The following is a 3,273-nucleotide window of genomic DNA, read 5'->3' on the forward strand; positions in this document are numbered from 1 at the left end:
CACCAGGCGCCGCGATCCGCCCGTCGATCGCTTCGATGCGCTGCACCGGCTTGCCGGCGGCGATCCCGGCCTGGTCAGAAGCGTGAAACGGCTGAAGCGCATCGGCGACCACAATCTGCCGGTGCTGCTTCAGGGCGAGACCGGCGTCGGCAAGGATGTGTTCGCGCGCGCCATTCACGCGGCGAGCAACCGGGCGCGCAACAACTATGTCGCGCTGAATTGCGCCGCGATGCCCGAGAGCCTGATCGACGCCGAACTGTTCGGCTACGAGGCGGGCGCCTTTACCGGCGCGCGGCGCGACGGCTCGAAGGGCCTGATCGTGCAGGCCGATGGCGGCACGCTGTTCCTCGACGAGATCGGCGACATGCCGATCGCGCTGCAGACGCGCCTGTTGCGCGTGCTGGAAAACCGCGAAGTCTGGCCGCTCGGTGCGCTCAAGCCAGTCGCAGTCGACATCCGCCTGATCAGCGCCACTCATCGGGACCTCGGCCGCATGGCGGAGGAGGGCGCCTTCCGCGCCGATCTCTATTTTCGCCTGCGCGGCCTCGCGGTGCGGCTGCCGGCCCTGCGCGAACGCGCCGACCGGGACGATATCATCCGTCAGATTGCGCGCGAGGAAGCACCAAGCTGCAGGCTTTCGGACCAAGCATGGTCGCAGCTTGCGGCCTATCCGTATCCCGGCAACATGCGCCAGCTCCGCCACGTGCTGCGGCTCGCCGGCTGCACCGCGGAGAACGGCGTCATTACGGATGCGGATCTCGATCTGCCGCCGTTTGGCGAGCGGGTTGAGCCCGACCTCGAAGCAGCCGAGCGTGCCACGATCGTCGAGGCGCTGCGCAAGCACGGCGGCCGCGTGACCGAGGCAGCACGCGCGCTGAAGCTGAGCCGCGCGACGCTTTATCGGAAGATCAAGGTGCTGAAGATCGACACGGCGCAGTAGCGTCTAATAGCATGCGGCGAGATAGGTGAGAGGTCTCCGCCGCGACCGCGTGCCCACCACCTTTGTTGTGATGTCGATGGTGGGCACGGCGCAAGTGCGCCTTTGCCCACCCTACGATGTCGGCGCCCCTTACGAAAAATCCGTCCAGCTCAGATGCCGTGAATCGAGGTCGCCGACCGTCACCGTCTCGCGCATTTCATGTGGCGTGTGAAAGCTGCTGCGCAGGTAGACCAGCGGCCTCGCTCCATCCGCATGCGACACGCCGCGCACCTCGCCGACGAAGATCGAATGCGTCCTGGTCTCGAACTCCTGCGCCAGAACGCAATCGAATGCGGCGACCGCATCCGTCAGCACCGGGGCACCGGTCGCGCCGCGCGTCCACTGCCCGAAAGCAAAACGGTCGTCGCCGTTGACGCCCTTCTGGCCGCTGAAGGTGAGCGCGAGCAGCGCGTGATCCTCGTGCAGGAAATTGATCGCGAACGCGCCTTCCTCGCGGATGCGCCCATGTGCGCTGGCGTTGCGGTTGACGCAGACGATGAGCGAGGGCGGTGAGTCCGACAGCGAGCATGCCGACGTCACCGTCAGGCCGGTGCGCTTGCCATGCTCTGCGCCGACCGTGACCAGCGCGACGGCGCCGGCGCAATGGCGCATCGCCTGCTTGAAATCCTTGGCGTCGAGAGGTTTGGCGTCCACGGAAATCTCCGAAAATCGCTGCGGGTGCGGCACGATCGCGCCGCACCCGCATCGGGTCAAGCCGCCTTCTTCGCGGAGCCGAGATGCGCAACGCGCGGCATCACCTCGTTCTTCAGCAGCGAGAGCGAGTGATGCCAGGCTTCGGCCTTGTGCTTGTAGTCGAAGCCGAACACCAGCAGCACGCCGAAGCCGCCGACCTCGTCGTAGATCTTCTCGATCTTCTCGGCGACGGTCGCGGGCGAGCCGACGATCCAGTTCCGCTTGGCGCAATATTCGACGGTGACGTCGCTGTCGGGCACGTCGGGCGCGTGCTTCAGATAATCCTTGAAGCCGAAATGGCCGAGCAGCGGCAGGAAGTACTCGCTCATCATTCGGCCCATCATGTCGCCGGTCGAGAGCCTCCAGGCTTCTTCATCCGTGTCGGCGACGAACACCTCGCGCACCAGACGCCAGTCCGCGCGGTTCGGCTTGCGCCCGGTCTTGGCGGCGCCGATTTCGACGGAGTCCCAATGGCTGGAGACATAGGCCGGGTTGAGGTTGAGGCTCATCGGGATGAAGCCGCGCTCGCCCGCGAGCTTCAGCGTGTCCGAGTTCTTCGAGAGACCAGCGACGCCGATCGGCGGATGCGGCGCCTGCAGCGGCTTGATGTGGGGCTTGAGGAAGTCGAACATCGTGTCCGGCTTGGTCACCGTCCAGAACTTGCCCTTGTGGGTGAACGGCGCCGGCTCGGTCCAGAGTTTCAGAATGATCTCCAGCGCCTCGCGGGTCATGTCGCGGTTCTGTCCGCTCATGCCGTCGACGTTGAACATCGCCCAGTCGCTCGGCAGGCCCGACGCTGCGACGCCGAAATTGAGCCGGCCCTCGGAGAGATGGTCGAGCATCGCGACGCGGTTGGCGAGTTCGGCGGGGTGGTGATAGGGCAGGAGGAAGCCGCCCGGCCCGATGCGAAGCTTCTTGGTCTGCATCAGCGCTTGCGCGATCAACAGGTCCGGCGTGGGGTTGGGTTCCCAGGGCGCGGTGTGGTGCTCGCCGACCCAGGCCTCCTGATAGCCGAGCTCGTCGAGCCAGCGCATGACCTGCAGGTCCCAGTCGTTCCCTTCCTTCAGGCCGCACTCCGGCGGATGCGAAGGCATCGTGAAATAGCCGATCTCCATGGGTTTCCTCTGATGTTGACGCGTCTTGTCGCGCGTTGACGGATGTGAAGCGCGGACCCATGAGCAAGCGGCGTGCCAGCGCGGCAACGTCTCGGGCCCCGCGAGAAAAGGCTGGTTTGCGGCGGCAATAGCCGATATCCCGGGGCGGATCTGCAAGACCTCGTCTCATTGTCGCGAGACAGCGTCTTGGCCGTGAGACGAGGATACGCGTTGAGATGACCGAACCCGCTTATGTCGCGGTGGACTGGGGCACCAGCAGTTTTCGCCTGTGGCTGGTCGATCGTGCCGGTGGGGTGCTGGCCGAGCGCCGCAGCGACGAGGGTATGCTGGCGGCGGCGAAGACCGGCTTTCCCGCCGTGCTGCAAGCGCATCTTACGGCGGTCGAAGCGCCGGATCATCTGCCGGTTCTCGTCTGCGGCATGGCCGGCGCCAAGACCGGCTGGGTCGAAGCCGGCTATGTCGATACGCCGGCGCCGCTCGCAGCCG

General features: G+C 66.0%; 4 protein-coding genes. 2 read left to right on the forward strand and 2 right to left on the reverse strand.

Features of this window, described 5'->3' with window-relative positions; all coding sequences use genetic code 11:
• A partial coding sequence (locus MOV75_RS31990; RefSeq protein WP_247007313.1) for a sigma-54-dependent Fis family transcriptional regulator occupies positions 1 to 940 on the forward strand: 940 nt, incomplete at its 5' end.
• A 129-nt stretch (positions 941 to 1,069) separates the two neighbouring features.
• Here MOV75_RS31990 and MOV75_RS31995 read toward each other — a convergent pair.
• Together MOV75_RS31995 and MOV75_RS32000 are read right to left on the reverse strand one after the other, a co-directional pair.
• Complete coding sequence (locus MOV75_RS31995; protein ID WP_246931431.1) at positions 1,070 to 1,639, reverse strand: flavin reductase family protein; 570 nt, start codon at positions 1,637 to 1,639, stop codon at positions 1,070 to 1,072.
• A gap of 50 nt (positions 1,640 to 1,689) precedes the next feature.
• Entirely contained in the window at positions 1,690 to 2,787 is a 1,098-nt protein-coding gene (locus tag MOV75_RS32000; RefSeq protein ID WP_247007314.1) for an LLM class flavin-dependent oxidoreductase, read from the reverse strand.
• A 215-nt stretch (positions 2,788 to 3,002) separates the two neighbouring features.
• Here MOV75_RS32000 and MOV75_RS32005 point away from each other — a divergent pair.
• The coding region (locus MOV75_RS32005; protein ID WP_247007316.1) for a 2-dehydro-3-deoxygalactonokinase at positions 3,003 to 3,273 on the forward strand (271 nt) is incomplete at its 3' end.

The organism is Bradyrhizobium sp. PRIMUS42 (genome assembly GCF_023006515.1).
In the GTDB taxonomy this organism is placed as follows: domain Bacteria; phylum Pseudomonadota; class Alphaproteobacteria; order Rhizobiales; family Xanthobacteraceae; genus Bradyrhizobium.

Coding starts and splice junctions, on each gene's coding strand:
- MOV75_RS32000 (WP_247007314.1), bottom strand. CDS start 2,787: ATGGAGATCGGCTATTTCACGATGCCTTCGCATCCGCCGGAGTGCGGC.